This window comes from Paraglaciecola sp. L1A13 (assembly GCF_009796745.1).
In the GTDB taxonomy this organism is placed as follows: Bacteria; Pseudomonadota; Gammaproteobacteria; order Enterobacterales; family Alteromonadaceae; genus Paraglaciecola.
Genome location: NZ_CP047024.1, coordinates 1,498,927 through 1,517,322, shown reverse-complemented (window position 1 = coordinate 1,517,322; position 18,396 = coordinate 1,498,927). Strand labels below are relative to the sequence as shown.

Here is an 18,396-nt window from a genome sequence, read left to right as displayed (position 1 = left end):
ATGCTTTTATCTGCTCCATGCTCAGGTTATATGACGACATAAACGCTCTCTCTCTAATGACTTATAGGCAAGACGGTTTATGGCGCAGGTATTTCAAACCATAAAACATCTTTTACAGAAATAATTTAGCGCTGTAAGTTACTTAGCTCATTCTTTTTCTATGTCCTTGAGCAGCTTATCAACCGCTATTCGACGATATTTATCAGCCATAGGCCGTTCAGGCCTAGACGGAGCTTGCTGCGCTCGCAGTAAGTATTCCCGTGCGGCTTTATTGTCGTCATCGTCAAACAAGAACTCCCCATAGAAGAAGTTGGCATCAATGCTTGTGGGATGACGTTCAACCGATTCTGTCAGCAGCTTTTTGGCTTTTTTATCGCTACCAAAACTTAACGGCCAACCCGGCAATTTATGATAAAGCGCACCCAAGGTTGTCATCGCAGCTCCGTCTAATGCGTTATCGTCAAGCTTGATTGATTTTTCCAGTGACTTTCTAGCATCCTTAGCTAAGCCTAACGCTCCCGTGCCACCGATTGCGGCCGCAGAGGTTGATTGGCATATACCTAACCATGCCCAATAACCGGCATTATTCGGTTGCGCTTGCGTTAACGCGCGCGCTTGAGCAATGAGGCTTTCAAACGCGGCAAGTTGCTCATCACCTTCTAAGGTGTAATTTACCTTTGCCCAGCGCTGCTGCAGGGCGTGTAACTTAGGTGATACGCTTAAAACTAAGCTTGGACCGACATTTTGTGCATTACTACTATCAATACTCTGGCTTTTTTCATGACTGAGCTGCTGGCTATAAGCTAGGCTCGGTAACATCGAGCTAGAGGTTAATAATATCGCTAGTAACAAAGTACTACGCCTATTAGTCTTATCCCGCACGTTTGGTTTCATCACACATTCCATCTTATATTTCCGTTGTTAAAACACACATTTTTCAACTTATCTCTTTAGCGTGCAAGCTGATCACAATAGACTTATATGCTGGCGTATTACTTTTATCGGCCACGCTACCAATGGGGATCAAGTCGTTAGTTTCCGGATAATAAGCCGCAGCGCAGCCTTTCGGTATACCGTATTCCACCAGTGCGAAATCACTGACTTCTCTAAGGGCGACTTTATCATTTGGCCAATGACTACGAATGCTCACATGTTGGCCTGGGGTTAAACCTAAATCAGCGATGTCCTCTTTACTGATAAACAACACTTTGCGTGTACCATGAATTCCGCGATACCGGTCATTATTGGTATAAACCGTAGTATTGAACTGGTCATGGCTACGTATGGTCATCATCAACAAACACCCCTTTGGGACATCAATATTTTCAATATCATGAACCACAAAATTTGCTTTACCGGTGGCCGTTGCAAATTGACGTGCATCACGCACAGCATTAGGTAATACAAACTCACCTAATGTATCAATGCGATGATTAAAATCTTCAAAACCAGGGATAACATTGCCGATATGATCACGAATAAGACGATAGTCAGCCCTCATAGCTAACCAGTCTATCCCATCGTCTGGCAGGGTGTGCTGTGCGAGTTCGGCTATAATATCAACCTCACTTTTAAGTAAGTCTGATGCCGGTGGAATTTTGCCATGGGAGGTTTGTATCACGCCCATGGAATTTTCTACCGTAATGGTTTGAATACCACTTGCTTGGGTATCAATTTCGGTACGCCCTAATGCCGGCAGAATTAGCGCTTGTTTACCAGTATGTAAATGCGAACGATTTAACTTAGTAGAGACCTGCACAGTCAATTCACATTGAGTAAGCGCCTGATCATTTGCTTGGTGATCGGGCATAGCTCTAAAGAAATTGCCGCCTAAAGCAAACAGTACTTTGATCTGCCCTTTTTGCATACCATGCACCGTTTCTACTGCGTCTACGCCATTATCTCTAAGGGGATTAAAAGCAAATTCTTTTGCCAGAGCATCTAAAAACTCGGGATCAGGTTTTTCCCAAATACCCATGGTGCGATCGCCCTGTACATTGCTGTGACCACGCACTGGGCAAACACCGGCGCCGGGTTTTCCCAAATTGCCTTGTAACATTAAAAAGTTGGTCATCAACTGAATATTTGCTACCGCATTTTTATGTTGGGTCATACCCATTGCCCAACAACAAATGGTCTTTTTCGACTCACAAGCAATATCTGCGGCTTGCTGAATGAGGGCTTGAGTCAACCCACTGCCTTGTTCGATGTCAAGCCAAGTGGTTTGCTCGATATCAGCTTTAAATGCATCAAATCCATGGCAATACTGTTTTATAAATTGATGATCAAGAACAGGTTGGTGATCACTGTCTCGCTCAATCAGTGCCTTACACAAGCCTTTAAGCAGTGCGACATCACCGTTAATTTTGACTGGCAAGTATAAATCGCGCAAAGCGGTGCCACTACCAATCACGCCAGATATTTCTTGAGGGTTTTTGAAGCGTTTAAGTCCGGTTTCATCAAGTGGATTAACCGCCACTATTTTAGCACCTTGGCGTTTAGCCGCCTGCAATGATGACAACATACGTGGATGATTAGTACCTGGGTTTTGGCCAAATACAAAAATTGCTTCAGCGTGCTCTAAATCCTCTAGGCTCACAGTACCTTTGCCTACACCTATGGTTTCCCCTAAGCCAACGCCACTCGATTCATGGCACATATTTGAACAATCAGGCAGATTATTAGTACCAAATTTGCGTACAAATAGTTGATACAGAAATGCCGCTTCGTTTCCCGTACGTCCTGACGTATAGAACGCGGCTTGATTAGGATTATCTAATGATTTGAGCTGCTCACTAATAAGGGTGAATGCTTGCGGCCAGTCAATGGGCTGATAATATTCTGCACCTTCAGGTAACCACATTGGCTGAACAAGACGCCCTTGATCATTTAACCAACGGTCTGATTTCCCCCGAAGCTTGCTCACATTATGCTCGGCAAAAAATGCAGCATCAGCACGCTTAGTCGTAGCTTCATCTGCCACCGCTTTGGCACCATTCTCACAAAACTCAAATGTGGCGCGCTTTTCTAATGGGTCCGGCCAAGCACAGCCAGGGCAATCAAAACCTTCAATTTGATTTAAATCAAATAATAAACGCGTGCCTTGAATCGGCCCCGCTTTACTGGTGACATTTTTGTAAGCTGACAGAACCGCGGGGATCCCCGCCGCCCATTCTTTTGGCTGGCTGATTTCAATCCGCTGGGTATCAGATGGGTCAAATGAGTGAGCCTGGATGTCGGCTGTCGAAGATGTTTTCATGGTGACTCCTTTGATAAATAATCGCTCGAAAGCAAATGTATAAACTTGCTGGTTAGCTGTCGATATTCGCTTGACAGTCCGTATCTTTTAGCTGATCAATAACCGGTAAAAATAGACGCTGAAAATTCACTTGCGTTTACCTGCTAACACGATGTGCGCAAGTATAAATATTGATGCGTTTTTGTTGAATAAAGCCAACTAAACAGATGTCGCATTCCTGTGCCAGTTCAATGGCTAAACTAGAAGGTGCTCCCATTGCTAAAATAAAATGCAGATTGGACATCGCTGCTTTTTGCACCAGATCAAAACTGATCCTAGAGCTTAATATTACGCCGTAGTTATGCTCTTTGGCATCAAGCAAAACAGGCAACTGTGCGCCGATCAGCTTGTCCAGAGCGTTATGTCGCCCTATATCCTCTCGCACGTCTAACAACCACTCATTTGTTTCTGTAATTTCAGTGACAATTGGCAGTGACTCAAGACTAAACAAACCCGCGCCATGGCTACCACCTGTTAGGGAAAATGCTGTTTGTCCTTGCCTTAAGGCGTTCGCTAACGACAAGATAGATTGCACTGACAGTGCTGGTTCGCTGATTTGCGCTTTACGAGGCCGTTTATCAAGCAGTACATCGATTGAGCGCTGCCCGCATACCCCACAACCTGAGTTCACATACTCAATGTGGCTCGCTGCATCATTTTCGGCGGCGCTAAAATCGAAATTAGCTTGAGGATGCAAACTAACCAATACTTGATTCCCACCTTTACCTTTAATTCGTTGGCTTCCAGTGTGAGTAACTCTTTGCACATCAGCACTATTTTCAATTAAGCCACTGGTGTGCAACCAGCCTCTCACTAACGCTATGTCGTCACCTGGGCTGCGCATTGTGGTAAGCAGCAGATTAGCTTTAGCGTTATTTTTTAATGGATGTTTAATCCAAATTTCAAGAGGCTCCTCGCTAGCAATGTTATCGTCGAGTATATGTTGCTCGATTTGCTCAGGATCTTGCACCCAAGCCAGTGAACTGGATGAAGTGAGCCGTGTAATTGGAAATGAATTAACGTTATTCACCTTTGTATCAGATAAGACAGGTTTGCATGAAAAATATACATTGGTGAGTACTGAGTGAACACAGCTTACTCCTATTATCGAAAACTATAACAGCCCAAACGTGGCTCAGTGCATTAGCTTAAACACAACAGCGAAAGGAGTAGACCGAAACGATGTTTGTCTGCGCGAAGACTTAAAATACTAGGCCCGATAGGCCTAAAATCAAGATCCAGCTAGCAAAAAACAGCTTTACATGTTTTGGTGAAAAGTGCAGAACCAAACGCTTGGCTAAAACACCGCCGATTATTGCGCCAGGCCCAGCAAACAGCACGACGGGCCAGTAAATAGCTTGACTCACCATTACATGGTGTATCACTCCTGACCATACCGTAGCTGCGCTTAGTATCACCGCACAAGCAATAGAAAAGGTCACATTAAAACCGCGTGTAATTAAATATACCGCTAACAACTCCCCTACCCCAATAGACAAATATGCCGTAATTATGCCGCCACAAATACAAATAATCGGTAACAAAATACTATCTAACGGTCGTAATTGTGTTATTGGCGGTTTGCGTCCCGTTACGGCCACCATAAAAAACATGCAAATGGCGAGTAAAATAGAGAACACACCAAAGCCAATATGCAACATATCACCCTTAGCCAAGGGACCAAACCAGGCCGGATTAAACTGCGCAATGAGTAAACCAGTAACCGACGCCGGGATCGACAGTAATAACACTGAATACAGACCCTGCCATTGATTTAAATGAAGATGCTTAGCACTTTGCAACGCGAATTTACTCGACGCTTTGTCTTGATATTGTTCAGCGCTTCGATTTTCACCTTGGCTGAGACTTTGCATTTTATGAAAGCGCCACCACGTAAACGCGCCCGCTGTCATACCAAAACACTGAATGGCAAAACTGGTGGCGACCGTGGCACTTGGCGAAAAGCCCATATGATTAAAAAACGGCACAAATACAACACCACCGCCTGCCCCTGTTGCATTCGCAAACACGGCCCCAAGCACACCAAGTATTGCGAAAGCGGCATAATCAACAAATAAATTCATAGGTTCTTGCAACGTGATAAAAACGACGCACCAAGAGACGAATATAAGCCCGCGAATTTGCAGAGCAGTAAATTGAGAAAACATTAAATTTACACTACATTTTTATATCGACAGAACTGTGCCAGAAAACCGTTAACCGATCTACCCCGTTTACCGTTCCCATTATTTATTGTGGCATTTGTACAACGTAAAACTGAGCACAGAAAAGCAGTAACGTTTTGCTCAGTTATAATGAATTGATGTTGAGAAGGTAATCGTCCTGAGGTCATAGTAATTTATGTAGCTGAGGATGACCGCTTTAGAAATAGGTAAGTAAACCATGAATGACAATAAAATCATGCTGATATTCACTCACCCTATACAAGGCGATTGCTTTTTCAAGCTCCATTTAGGCAGAAGTAAGTTCCTCCTAGATATGGGGAATTCTGACGCGTTAAATTGGTATTCGCAGCTTACATTAATGTCGCAGGCTCGGTACCAATCTGCAAAAAAAACATATCATGGTTAAACTCGTTAGATCGGACCAAAATTGGGTGTTAACCCTGTCACCTAACCGCTCGGCAAATTGGGCCCAGACCAAACTACTGGTATCCATAATAGCTTCTCTGGTGCTTATTATATCGATAGCATGGGCATTTATTGGCGCATGGTTAGTACTACCATTTGCAGGAATAGAGGTAGGTTTACTGTGGTTCATTGCTTATCGAGTATCCCTTTACACGTATCAACAACAAGTCATTACCATCACTGACTCGTCGATAAAATTGCAATCAGGCACCTATCGACCACAAAAGAATTGGTCATTTGAACGCAACCATACCCATGTGGCATTGATTGAAGCGCAAGGAGCTTTCGACTGCATGCAAATGAGCTTTATAGATGATTCGCGGAGGATCGTGTTCGGGGAGTTCTTGAATCAGGCAGATAGAATAATTGCCCTGAAGTATCTAAAAGCTGCGCCAATCACCGTCTTAAGCGATAAATGGTGGCAAGCTTAGCTCGCCACCTTAGAGCAGAAAATGACCGTTTAGAAACCTTAAAGGTTAAAAGGACACAACATTGATTTCTTCGTTATTCAACTTGCCAGCTAAGCCCAACTGATAAAGATCAACAACTGATTGTGCGCCGCTATACTCGACTACCCTGATTTTGTCCTGCATATGAGCACTGAAACTTCCCCATGCTTTCGCATAACGCTCGTTGAAACCGTCTCGCGTCCATTCTTCAGTGCGTTTTTTTACCTGATGGGGAGCAAAAAACAATTCTCCGTGTAACTTGCCTTTAGGTTTATTGGATTGAGATTTAACATCTGTCGCTCCGATAAATACTTCTTTGCTGAGCTTATCGCCAAGCAAATCTTGTAAGTCGAGTAACAGCTGTTTATTACCCGCGAAATCCAACACCCAGCTTTCGCCGTCTTTGCTTAGTTGATTAATGTCAGTGTATTCAAGTACTTCATCGTAACAACCAAATGACTCGGTGAGATCTTTATTGGTTGCACTGGTTAATCCGATAACACGATAGTGCCCGCCACGTTCAGCTTTATGCTTCATCAATAAATGCGCACAACCATAGGCAGTCTTACTAGATGCACTGGTTAATAAAACGGTGGTGACGTTATCGTTGATATGTTCACCGACAAAATCATCAAGCACAAATGATGTCATAAACAAAGGCCGATAATTTAAGAGCCACGCCTGTGAATCTTGCTGGTATGCAGGGTCTTGCGCGCAGCGTAAATAATTATCGTACACTGGCGAGCTGCTTACTCGTTGCGGATGGGTATCAAAAAAGCTTACGTCATTAGCCCTATCAACATTGACGACTAAATGTGTACCCATGGGGAAGTACCCATAAACGACTTCACCAACTTGTGCCTTAGGATGCTTAGAAGCGATAACAGTGCCAAACCCCCAGACAGGTACAATGCCCCATTGTTCGTCAGCAGGGAAAAAACCCCAATAGCCCATCTTGTCTCCGGTCACGGCGTAAGTAATATTGTTCGCTGAAAAACCAAAGCTATTAAGCTGCAAAATGGCCTGTCCATCTTGTAATTGGGTTGTGTCCAGTTGCCCATGGACGATTTTGGTTTTTGCAACATCCGCTTTGTTTACCCAAACCTCGGTACTATTTATCTGTGTATCGTTGAGCTTGTCGTCTGACATAAGATGTGTCCTTATTGTAAAAGAAGCTATGATAAATTCTTGAACGATTATAGGGAGCTAGTGAAATTTTTATGCTACAAAATCCATCACATTTGTGAATACGAGCACATAACAGCGACTAATTTTCGCACATTCAGCCACATTCCTGAGGACTCATCATGCCCATCCCCCCAATAACTTCCTGTTTTTCACATAGTAGAAAAATAAGCCCAAAAGCCTTGTTAACACTTACCCTAGGGCTGAGTATTCATTCTATTTTTGCGCAAGCACAAAGCTGTCAACAACAAGAAGTTAGGCTTCAAGTATTAGGCTCCGGCGGCCCCGAATTAAACGACGACCGAGCCTCTGCTAGTTACCTCATTTGGCACAAGAATAAAGCCAAAGTGCTAATAGATGCAGGCCCAGGAAGCAGTGTCAATTTCGGTGCTGCGCAAGCTGATTTTGCCGATTTGAAAGTAGTTTTACTCACCCACTTACACGTGGATCATAGCGCTGATTTACCCGCCTATGTAAAAGGCTCATATTTCACCCAACGCACAGAAGATTTAACGGTTTTTGGACCTGCTGGTAACACTTTAATGCCAGATACCAGCGACTACTTAGCACGCTTAATCGGTGATAAAGGTGCTTTCGCTTATTTAAGTGACTACTCCGATGCCAGCAGCGAGGCTGCCTATCATATCAAAGCACAAAACATTCCACTGACCCCAATTAAACAACATAGCCTGAAAATTGATGAAGATATCACCATTACTGCTAGCCCTGTGCATCATGGGCCAATTTCTGCGCTCGCTTGGCGGGTGGACATTGATGGTTGCGCTATTACCTTTTCAGGAGATATGAACAACAAATTCAATACCTTAGCGGCGTTGGGGGAAGACAGCGACATACTTGTGATGCATAACGCGGTACCCCAAGGTGCATCAGGTGCTGCGATAAACCTGCATATGCGGCCCATTGAAATTGGTAAAATAGCCCAAGAAGCAAATGCTAAGACAGTGGTGTTGTCGCATTTTATGAATCGAACGAGAAATGATACTGAAGCCACTCTTGGCTATATTCGTCAGAATTTCGCTGGAGAAGTGGAGATGGCGACAGACATGGCAACGTTTTAGACATGGCTAAAGCCAGTCCTACAAGGGCGTTGGGCTGGCTCGACTTTGTTTGAAAACGAAGATATAAAAATGATGATATCTCGCGTCGTTTCATCCAGTGATTCGGATAACAAGCTTAATTCATCAGCGGGAGACTTTATTAATAAGCCATACACGGTCGATTGATTTGTACTATTCATTCTTCGGATAGTGTGGTGATGGTCATTTCATTGACTATCTCATCTAGTATGCGGAGATTTAGCACGGCTTACTTCTTTTGCGCTCATCCTATTCAAGTGCGTTTCAAACCACGTCATATCGAAAAATTTTACACTTTTGAAAATCAAATTTACCAAGACTGAAAAATATCACATTGATTTAATTGATATTTAACTTAAATTCACTCCGATTTCACAAAAAGACAAGATATGTTATTTACAGTTAAACTAGCTTTGTTTATGTCGGTAAATTTTACAATCGATTGATTTTGTTCAGATTTAATCCTCGTTGCTGTTGCTTCTCAAAATAAACACCATAAAAACATTTACACTTCTTTTCAATTTCAGACTTAAACGTAAGGTAACTATCTGTTTTATAATGATTTTACAAGTTGGCTCAGCTTGTGCTATGGCGATCTTAGTAGTATCAACAACCCAACTGTCTTATAAGGCAAATAAACACTATGTACGCGTTAATGAATAAATCTAAAACCGTTTCAATCGCAACACTTTTAACGCTAGCGGTAGCGCAACAAGCAGGTGCAGCAACGATTTCTTTTGGTGGCCAAGCGGCGACTGATGGCTCGAACAAAACCAGCTTAAATGTAAACGCTAACAACACGATTACCTCAATTAGTGATGGTTTTTTCGTTTCTACTTTTGATACAGCAACGGCAATACCAGGTATCCCTAGTGGTGGCGACACACAATATAACGTAGCGGGTAAATCTGACGGTTGTGCGATTAACTCACCGCTGGCTATTTCCCCAAGTGACGTGAACGTATTAAACGTTAGAAAAGGCTCTGATGGTAATGTTGCAGCGGCCCCTGCAGGTGATACCACATGTTACGCTTATACCACTCCTACAACAGTGGGCGTAGCAAGTTACGTAGATATCGACTACAAAGACTTTTTAGCTAATATTGGCAATATATCGCCAAACTTAGCCAACTCAAGTATCAACTACTTGGGTTTTTATTGGGGTTCAGTTGATGCGTACAATTCGTTTGAATTTTACTCAGATGACGTATTAGTAGCGCAAATTACTGGCCCTGAATTACTGGCCCAGTTAAATGGTAAAGCTGGTGATCAGGTAGCTGATTCATCTAACGTGTATGTGAATATCAACTTTAGTTTTGATGAATCTTTTAACAGATTTCGCGTTATTACCTCAGGTATTGCAGGAGAATTTGACAACATCGTAGTTGGCTTGGATCAACGTCCTGTTTCTGCCCCGGCAAGCCTCGCATTTTTAGGATTGGGTCTATTAGGTCTGGGTTTAGGTAGAAGATTTAAGAAATAAATATCCCTTTAAATCGCGATCTAATTTTTAAAAGCCGGTTCGCCGGCTTTTTGCTATTCAGTCACTTGAACGATAGGACTCTATTTCGGTTATACATGGAAGATACTTAAAATAGCGTAATTTCAGACGACTCAAGGACCAAGCCTGTGTCATAGTCGCTGAAATAAAGCTCTTGCATGTATCGCTCATTACTCACTTCAAGCATATCCCCAAAACCGAAAATATCATCTCCTAAGTAAACCTTAACGTCTTCAATAGATAGCCCTTGCTTCAACTTGCCTATGTGCCACGGAGAATCAAACTTTAACTGCATTTTAGAAAAGGCAGAATCGAGTAAATACACTTTATTTAATTCCTGTCCTTTAATATCGAGCACGATATGATTGTCCATGATTAACATTGTACTGTCTTTGTCACTGCGCACTAACCCTAACGCTTGGGACTTCAATGTTTCAATATCCATTTTATCGCCTTTAAGTTCGATAAATTTGGAAAGCATGTCAGTGGCGCTTTGGTTGGTTGAAATATTTAGTTTATCCACAGTAAAATTAGCGTTTGATAGGGCATAATATGTCACACCATATTCCGGTAGCTCGTTTAGTACAACTCGGTTGGCTACACCTTGCAACGTTATCAAAAGACCCTCTTGCTTGATGCGAACAAAATGTCGAGGATCTTGTTTAGTCTTTAATAATAATGCGATATCTGTCATTGGCATATTCAATTTAATGTTGTCTAAAATTCGCCAATTTTGTAGCTCGAAGCGTCGGTCAAACTCCATCATACTTAAGAGCTCATTACTCAACCAAACATTCTGATTTGTAACGCTGATAAGCTTGTCATTAAGAAAAGTTAGCCAGAAATCGCGACCGTAAGAAACAACTTTACGCACGCCTCCTAGTTTAAATACTCCTGTAGCCGTACCAAAGTGTTGCAACATTTGCTGATAAGTGCTGTTAAGCGGCAAACCGAAAGCTCCTTGCGTGAAGTTTACCGTTTGGGATGTTAACGCAGGCGCAGGACGCTGACTCTCAATTTCATAGGTAATAATATGTTGAGCATCGGCCAAAATATTGGATGAGAAGTTTATAGCTCGTTTCTTTAAGCCGTCTTCGTCAAACGGAGTGGCATTTTCAGATAACGGCGCACCAATATAACAATTATTCACCAATTGGGCTTTGAATGTTAGCCGATTTCTAGTGATACGAGTTTCCGTAGTTTTATCATCTAAGTAAGTGGATTTTTCGGTTAGGATTGCTCCATCGGCACCTTTTTCGCCTGCGAGCTGTAAAATATCTTCAATCACACTAAGTCGCGTTTTATCTAATGACTCTTCCCGAGTACTCCCGGGTGAAAAGCGCAATCTGCCGCTAACATTAATAGTATCGATAACGTCATAATCGCAATCAGGGTAAAATTGAAATAATTTGGCCTCCGTAGAAAAAGCTACTTTAGGGAATATTAACAAGCTGATATTGAGTAAAAAAATAGTGCTTTTAATCATATAAATCCTTGTATTGACACTATGTAACGAGCTTACTGCTAATCTTTCTTTCGCTTATAATTCAACCTATAACGGGTAATTAGCAGCCCTTTTTACTGCAAACAGTGTCGGGTAAAAAAACTCACAATGCAATTACTCGTTATTTTCAGTTAATTGGAATTTACAATGCAGATGCTTGATGTAAAGGTTACTTGAAGAGCCATGCAGCGGTGCTTAGTATCGCAGGATAGATCAACGAGCTAATAATAAAAAGACTAAATATTTTAGAGCGCACCTTCATTAAAACAGAGTAAGAAAATAACCGTTATAATAATCGTCCCAAAATTAACTCTCGACATAAGCCAATCGGAAATACGCCTTAGTAATGCATAGGTTACGCATGTTCACATATTTGAACATGCGACATAAGAATATTTGGTTCTATTAGAATGCTGAGCTATCAGGCTGCGTATCGTAAACAAATCAAACAATAAAGCGGCTGACTTCCTCATCTAATAATTTTGCCACTGAGCCCAACGTACAGGCACTCTTTTTTAACAACGCTGCATTTTCGTTAGTGCTCAGGTAGGTTTGCTGAATATTAATGATATTTCTATTCACTTCATCTACGGTCGCTGACTGCTGCTCAGTAGCCGCTGCATTTTGTAAATTCATATCACTGAGCTGCGATGACTGACTGGTGATATTTTCTAATTGGGTGAGTACGCCTTTAAATCCAACAACAGTTTGGTTGGTTGATTCTTGACTATTTAGCATAGCTTGAACGGCTTGTTTACTGCGGCTTTGTAATTGCTCTATCATGCCTTTAATCCGCGCTGTGGACTCCGCTGTTTTTTTCGCTAGTGAGCGGACTTCATCAGCAACAACGGCAAAACCACGCCCTTGTTCACCTGCGCGGGCGGCCTCAATAGCCGCGTTTAACGCTAATAAATTAGTTTGATCCGCCACGCCGTTTATTACATCTAATATACTGCCAATTTCATCACTGTCGTCGGCTACCAACTGAATAATATTTTTTGATTGATCAATCTCACTGGAGAGCTTAGTTACCTTTTCACTCGCTTCATTGACGAGTAGCTCGCCGTTATTTGCAGCGTCATTCGCTTGTCTAGACTTATCAGCCGTCCCCGCGCAGTTGGCAGCAACTTCTTGTACAGCGGCTTCCATTTCATTAATGGCAACCGCCACTTGTTCGGTCTGGCTTAAACCTGAGCGAACCTCTTGATCTACGGTGTTAGTGATAGTCGATATTTCTGATACGATTTTGACAAGATCACGACTGGCATTACGTACATTGCTGGTGAGTGATGCAACATGTTTCACCATTTTATTGAAGTCGATGGCTAAAATACCTAGTTCATCCTTACTGAATTGCTTCGCTCTGGCGGTAAGCTTCGACTCTTGTTGCACTTCCATCATTGCTTTTGAAAGTGAACTGATTTGTTTGCTAATTTGACGTATCGATATAAAACTCAGGGTTAAACTAATGATTAATGTCAGCGCAGATAATGCAATAAGCCACTGTAAGTTACTCATCGCTTGCGCTTCAGCTCTATCGATAGAAGACAGTAATTCATCGGCTAATAAATTTTCAAATTCTTTCAGTTTATTGATCCGTCCTGTGGCGACCTTAAACCAGTGCGTTGCCTCAATACCAAAATCATCCAATTGTTGCAGGGCAACATCACGCAAACGTTCGACTTCATCAACATCTTGCCCTGCAACTATCTCTTGATAAGACTTTGCTTGTTTTTCAGAAGCGAAATCCAAAAACACATTCATGTATGTGATTTGCTCGGATAGCAGCGTAATGAATTTGATGTAGTCACCACTGGCAAACTGCCCTGAAGAAAACGTATTGCTTAGCACAGCTCGTTCGATACCTGCCCGCTCTTTACTTTGCAAGAAATTCAAATAAGCAGAGGTCTGGTTACTGATGCTTGGTTGATCAATATTCGCAGAAATAACACTGCTAATGCTCAACAATAAGGCATTCGTTGTGGTGTAATAACCAATGGCTTCACCCACGGGAACAACTTGCTGGCTAATGCGTTGACGCATATTATAAAGTTTTTTAAGGCGCTGAGTTAAAGATGTTAGAAGTGTAGAAAGGCGTGGATCGTAACGCTCACTTTCAAGCTGTTCAACAAACTTCTGATACTTGTTTAGTTGCAGATCAGTTTCGTTGTGCTGAGTATTTAACGCAGTCGAAAATTGTCGTCCTTTTGAACCAAGGTAACCTGCGGAAAATCCTCGCTCCTTTTGTAATTGATGAACTAATTGACTAGCTGTTGTAGCTAAAATACCTAATTTCTGTGCCTTGTGCATGCTACTGAGCACCTGATAGTTTTTAAGCACACCGTTTAAAATAAAGATTAATGCGATAATTAATGGCGTTAATGCTATTAAAAGCAGTTTGTATCTAATTGATAAATCTTTAAAAAAAGTCATCTAAATCCTTTCAGTCCACTCAGAACAAAAAATTATATTCTTGAAAACTACAATCCGAAAAATTATATATTAATCTAAAAGGCCACTAAACTACGCACGTCTTACGTGTTAAAAACCGTGTCGACGCAGTTCAACGTAGACCAGTTTTGTGAAAACAGTTAACTTATAAACCAAGCAGTTAGTTAACGTTTCAAATATAATCGATAGAAAAATCGATACGACTAAAATGAGGTAAGAGTCATACATCAACGCGCTTATCTTACCTAAACAAGCATAATCGCTCGTTTTCATGGCTGCTAAATTTGGTTTCTAATTTTATATCGGCTAACTCTGCAAATAATTAACGATGCCCTTGACACAAAACTAAATTCACCAACGTGCTCACCCTACACAGCAAAGTCGTATAGGTTTCGGCTAAAACGCCTGACGTGCTGGATCAACCTTGAGGATCATTGCTAAAATAATTCTCTGTTCGCATCACCACGCTTTTGATTAGGAAGACAATTTGCAACTACCAGATGTAAAAGTACTGGCTGGTCCTATTTTAAAAAAGTTGACGGTCAACGAGGTCACTTTATGGTTAGTCACCACTCAGCCTGTTAGCATATCCGTCACGTTGACGCCCGATGGGCATGAAGCGCAGACGTACAATCTTAACCAGAACAAATCTGACAGCGAAATTGTGAGTAATCCTGAACATAGATGTATCAAGTCAGGCGAACACCTCTATATTCATTTGATTCACATACGTCTTACCACCCCTCTGCCAGCGGATTGTTGGATTGGTTATCAATTAGGCTTTACTTGTATAGATAGCACGTCGATTAAACTGACAGATTTACTCACTGACATTTGTTACCCACATAGGTCAACACCCGGCTTTGTAATTCATTCTCGCTTACGAAAAATTCTTCATGGGTCGTGCCGAAAACCACATCACGACAGCCCAGACGGGTTAGTGATTGCTGACAAACTACTGGCAGAGATAGGTGGTGACGTAACGCAATGGCCAAGTTTATTGATGATGTCAGGGGATCAAATTTATGCAGACGATGTAGCTGCCCCAATGCTAACAGCCATTCACAGTGTTATTCCCACATTGGGTATCGCTAATGAGACATTTACTCAATCAAATGTGCCTGACAGCCACGCGCTGCACAATGCGCAAGCCTTATATAATAAGCGAGTGAAAATCTTACCTAGTGATGCAAGCAGCCAGACACTGCGTATACCTCTGTTCAAATCCGCAGAAAAACCGGTGTTTACCACGGTACATGCTAATAATCACCTGGTCTCGTTTGCAGAAATGATAACCATGTACTTGCTTTGCTGGTCACCCGAGTGCTGGAGCATGGCAAGTACCGTTATGCCTCAATCAATCGATGAGCAAAACATGGCGAGTTATCAAGCGGAACTGGTCTTAATCGAACAATTCATCAGCGGATTAAATCGCACTAGACGCGTAATGGCACATTTACCTTGCCCCATGATGTTTGATGATCATGACGTTACGGATGACTGGAATTTGACCGCAGATTGGGAGCAAACAGCCTATGGCAATGCGTTTTCAAGACGCATTATAGGCAATGCTCTAATGGCCTATTTATTGTGTCAAGGTTGGGGGAATGCCCCTGAAAAATTCAGTGATGAGTTGCTCGATAATATTCAACTAAGCCTGAACGATTTGGGCGCAGCACAACACAATCTGACTATCGATCAGTTATTAGATTTCGAGCAATGGCATTATCACTGGCCCACTTGCCCTAAGTTATTGGTACTTGATACGCGTACTCAACGTTGGTGGTCGGAGTCTAATCTAAACAAACCGTCAGGCTTGATGGACTGGGAATCGCTAACCGAATTACAACAAACTCTTATCAACGAACCCGCCGTGGTATTGGTTTCCCCTGCGCCAATATTCGGAGTGAAACTTATCGAAGCTATACAAAGGGTGTTTACACGATTGGGGAAACCGTTGATGGTCGATGCAGAAAACTGGATGGCCCACCCAGGTAGTGCCAATTACTTATTAAATTTATTTACCCATAGGCAAACACCGCAAAACTTTGTGATTTTATCCGGTGATGTGCATTATTCGTACGCTTATCATGTAAAAATAAAACGTCGACGTAACAGCCCGGATATCTGGCAAATTACCAGTAGCGGCCTTCGCAATACCTTCCCCGAAAATTTGCTCAACTGGCTAGACCGATTAAATCGCTGGTTATACGCGCCCTACTCACCGTTAAATGCCTTTACCAAACGACGTAACATGCGTGTTACGCCGCTTAAGCCTTCACACGCCTCTGCCGGTGAGCGGTTGGTTAACGGTTCGGGCATCGGTTTGGTTGAATTAGACGAAGCCGGTAAACCTGTACTTATCAGCCAATTACTCGTAGATGAGCAAATTCATTTCATCTTAGATGACTGAGTATTCAAGCAAGCTAAAAGTGAGAATTAACAACGCTTAGTGCGGCTCACTTAAAGGTATTTTGACACGCCTTCAGGCTATTGATGGTTTACCCTAAACTTCAAGAAGACAACCCTTTCGTGAGCAGTTGTTTCACATGGGGTAAAAGGCGCCACTTTAAGTGTAAATGGCTAAGAGATTACAGCAGTCTAAGTCGGTCAGTACGCTAAAATTGAACGTCAATGGCAGGCGGCCGATGACATCCTATTAAATATGCCGATGCATATTCAATTCGTTGAAGGCCAACCTCCCATAGAAAAAGTGCGCAACCAAGCCGCTGTTAAACGTGGTCCGTTAGTTTATTGTATCGAAACGTCTGATACCCCAGAAAAAAGCGGTATTCTAGTTGTGTATATTGATTCAGACTCTGATTTGAAAGCCAATTATCGCGATGATTTTTGGGCGGTATGACCACTATTTCAGCAGACTTGTTAGTCCGTAAAGACAGCACTAACGAAATGTATAATAAGATAGTAAAACCCCAATGGGACGTTATACGTCTTAAATTGAACCCTACTACCCATGGAATAACCGAGGTACGGCGGCATGGAGTAACCGAGGTACGGCGGAAATGACAGTATTTTTACTTATCATCTGCAAGTAACCGTAAATTAATAGCTTTAGGCAGGTGTCTGCACAGCAATTGTGTGGCTCTTTCTTAGCATTTTGCCAAAATGAGAAACGTACAATTTACGTTATCAGCACTAGCAAGATAAACGCCAACGTCACCTAGGTAGATTAGCGCACATACGTGCTTAATTTAATTCCACTAAGTAGTGATATTTATCACTGCGACAACGACTCACACGATATTCCATCGGCTTGTCATTCAACGATTGCGCGATACGGATGACTTCCAACAGCGGATCGCCCAGTTTAATATTTAAGATATCCACATCGTTTTGCGTTGCTAAGTCCGCTTTAATACTATCGCGAATAGTATGAACCGTAAGATTAAAATTGGTTTGATAGAAATGGTATAAAGTATGAGGAACTTCTTTTTCATCAAGCAACGCCTTAAACCATTTGTGTGGTAAATATATGGTTTCAGCAATACAAAATTCATTGTCCAAAATGCGCCTTCTGGTCAGTACAATCACCTTATCTTTAGGATTAAGCAATAATGCTGTTGCTACTTTTTTACTTGCTGTTTGCGTTGAAATCGCCAGCAACTCAGCTTTGGGTAACTCAGGGTTTTTACCGTCTGCAATCAAAGGGTAAAATCGATAAAGACCATGATGACCAGTATGTTCAGAAACAAAGGTACCGATACCTTGCCGACGGGTTAGAATTTTAGCACTGGTTAGGCTATTCAATGCTTTACGCACAGTACCTTGGCTTACACCAAATTCACTGGCAAGTTGGAACTCGTTGGGCAGCATCTCACCTGGCTTCCAGCGTTGCTCTACTATCAGCTGAGTGACTTGTTCTTCAACCTGTTTGTATAACGGTTGGAAAGCCAAGCCCAGGCGGCTAAGTTTGTTGTCGAAGCGATTCTCATTCATATACGGCAAATTTAGTAAAACAAAATATAAGAGTAATATTAACTGTGTATCTTATACAAGATAATATCTATTCGTTTACATTAAAGTTTATTTTTTATCAATTTGGTAGTTATACATTGGCAATATTTCAGCTCTGCTTGACAATTTTTAAGAATTTTTTCAATAACTTAAAATTCTCCAGCCTATATACACCAGCCATCTAAGTAACTTTCCCGCAACAATGATTGACAATAAATTAACACTGCTATAACTTATATCTTATATAAGATCACATTGTTTAAATACGTTATTCAAAGCTAATTG

The 18,396-nt window shown here is 41.9% G+C and carries 13 protein-coding genes; 5 read left to right on the top strand and 8 right to left on the bottom strand.

Annotated features, from left to right (window positions below; translation table 11 throughout):
- Positions 1–147 precede the first annotated feature (147 nt).
- The 4 genes from GQR89_RS06310 to GQR89_RS06295 form a co-directional block, all read right to left on the bottom strand.
- Positions 148–894 (bottom strand): hypothetical protein, encoded by a 747-nt coding sequence (locus tag GQR89_RS06310; protein WP_233269097.1) that lies wholly within the window; start codon positions 892–894, stop codon positions 148–150.
- Between the two features lie 43 nt (positions 895–937).
- Positions 938–3,259 carry an FdhF/YdeP family oxidoreductase gene (locus GQR89_RS06305; protein WP_158769270.1) on the bottom strand — a complete coding sequence of 774 codons (2,322 nt, stop codon included), beginning with the start codon at positions 3,257–3,259 and terminating at the stop codon, positions 938–940.
- A 136-nt stretch (positions 3,260–3,395) separates the two neighbouring features.
- On the bottom strand, positions 3,396–4,328 hold the full coding sequence (locus tag GQR89_RS06300; RefSeq protein WP_158769269.1) for a formate dehydrogenase accessory sulfurtransferase FdhD: 933 nt from the start codon (positions 4,326–4,328) through the stop codon (positions 3,396–3,398).
- A 172-nt stretch (positions 4,329–4,500) separates the two neighbouring features.
- Entirely contained in the window at positions 4,501–5,466 is a 966-nt protein-coding gene (locus GQR89_RS06295; protein ID WP_158769268.1) for a sulfite exporter TauE/SafE family protein, read from the bottom strand.
- Between the two features lie 416 nt (positions 5,467–5,882).
- Here GQR89_RS06295 and GQR89_RS06290 point away from each other — a divergent pair, with 416 nt between their 5' ends.
- Positions 5,883–6,380, top strand: a complete 498-nt coding sequence (locus tag GQR89_RS06290) for a DUF2244 domain-containing protein (RefSeq protein ID WP_158769267.1) — start codon at positions 5,883–5,885, stop codon at positions 6,378–6,380.
- A 45-nt stretch (positions 6,381–6,425) separates the two neighbouring features.
- On the opposite strand, the gene GQR89_RS06285 is transcribed toward GQR89_RS06290, so the two are convergent.
- On the bottom strand, positions 6,426–7,547 hold the full coding sequence (locus tag GQR89_RS06285) for a DUF2855 family protein (protein ID WP_158769266.1): 1,122 nt from the start codon (positions 7,545–7,547) through the stop codon (positions 6,426–6,428).
- A 158-nt stretch (positions 7,548–7,705) separates the two neighbouring features.
- Here GQR89_RS06285 and GQR89_RS06280 point away from each other — a divergent pair, with 158 nt between their 5' ends.
- Positions 7,706–8,662, top strand: coding sequence for an MBL fold metallo-hydrolase (locus GQR89_RS06280; protein ID WP_158769265.1), 957 nt, complete (start codon positions 7,706–7,708; stop codon positions 8,660–8,662).
- Between the two features lie 661 nt (positions 8,663–9,323).
- Positions 9,324–10,163, top strand: coding sequence for a PEP-CTERM sorting domain-containing protein (locus GQR89_RS06275; RefSeq protein ID WP_158769264.1), 840 nt, complete (start codon positions 9,324–9,326; stop codon positions 10,161–10,163).
- 106 nt (positions 10,164–10,269) lie between these two features.
- Here the strand turns inward: GQR89_RS06275 and GQR89_RS06270 are convergent, their stop codons facing one another.
- Both GQR89_RS06270 and GQR89_RS06265 read right to left on the bottom strand, forming a co-directional pair.
- Positions 10,270–11,667 carry a hypothetical protein gene (locus tag GQR89_RS06270; protein WP_158769263.1) on the bottom strand — a complete coding sequence of 466 codons (1,398 nt, stop codon included), beginning with the start codon at positions 11,665–11,667 and terminating at the stop codon, positions 10,270–10,272.
- A 462-nt stretch (positions 11,668–12,129) separates the two neighbouring features.
- On the bottom strand, positions 12,130–14,118 hold the full coding sequence (locus tag GQR89_RS06265) for a methyl-accepting chemotaxis protein (protein WP_158769262.1): 1,989 nt from the start codon (positions 14,116–14,118) through the stop codon (positions 12,130–12,132).
- A 505-nt stretch (positions 14,119–14,623) separates the two neighbouring features.
- Between GQR89_RS06265 and GQR89_RS06260 the strand changes: the two genes are divergently transcribed.
- Together GQR89_RS06260 and GQR89_RS06255 are read left to right on the top strand one after the other, a co-directional pair.
- On the top strand, positions 14,624–16,549 hold the full coding sequence (locus tag GQR89_RS06260) for an alkaline phosphatase D family protein (protein ID WP_158769261.1): 1,926 nt from the start codon (positions 14,624–14,626) through the stop codon (positions 16,547–16,549).
- Between the two features lie 252 nt (positions 16,550–16,801).
- Positions 16,802–16,999: a glycoside hydrolase family 127 protein gene (locus GQR89_RS06255; RefSeq protein WP_233269096.1), complete on the top strand. Its 198-nt coding sequence runs from the start codon at positions 16,802–16,804 to the stop codon at positions 16,997–16,999.
- A gap of 344 nt (positions 17,000–17,343) precedes the next feature.
- On the opposite strand, the gene GQR89_RS06250 is transcribed toward GQR89_RS06255, so the two are convergent.
- On the bottom strand, positions 17,344–18,093 hold the full coding sequence (locus GQR89_RS06250; RefSeq protein WP_158769260.1) for a GntR family transcriptional regulator: 750 nt from the start codon (positions 18,091–18,093) through the stop codon (positions 17,344–17,346).
- Between the last annotated feature and the right edge of the window lie 303 nt (positions 18,094–18,396).